The 557-nt window shown below is 66.2% G+C and carries 1 protein-coding gene; it reads left to right on the forward strand.

Translation table 11 applies throughout. The features are described from left to right. On the forward strand, positions 1-557 hold a 557-nt coding region (locus BGN95_RS12985; protein ID WP_286772853.1), incomplete at both ends, for an oligosaccharide flippase family protein.

Here is a 557-nt window from a genome sequence, read left to right on the forward strand (position 1 = left end):
TTCCTCGGCTTCGGCGGCTGGATGTCCGCCGCCGCGATGACCAACTATCTGAGCTTCAAGCTGGATTCTCTGATCGTCGCCGGGCGGTTCGGTGTCGCGCGGCTTGGCCAATATAATCTCGGCATCCAGATTTCGGGGATCCTCACCAGCCAGCTCGCCTGGGCGCTCCAGCGGGCGATCTTCTCCGCGCTGTCGACGATCAGCGACGATCTCCCGCGCCGGCTGCGCGCTTATGCCACCGCGCAGACCGCGATGGTCGGGGTGCTGCTGCCAATCGGGGTCGGCATGGTGCTGGTCGCGCATGAGGCGATCATGGTGATCGCCGGCCCGAAATGGACCGACGCGATCGTCGTGCTGCGCTTCGTCGGGCCGCCGATGGCGTTCGGCGGGCTGATCGAATCCGCGCAGGCGCTGCTGATGGTCGAGGGGATGACGCGCACGCTGTTCCTCCGCAACCTGCTGACCTTCGCTATGCGGCTGGCGCTGCTGTGGGGCGGGCTGATGCTGGGCGGCTTTACCGGAATGCTGATCGGGCTGACGATCGCGGGCTTCCTCTA

This window comes from Sphingomonas sp. 66-10 (genome assembly GCF_001897045.1).
Classification (GTDB): domain Bacteria; phylum Pseudomonadota; class Alphaproteobacteria; order Sphingomonadales; family Sphingomonadaceae; genus Sphingomonas; species Sphingomonas lycopersici.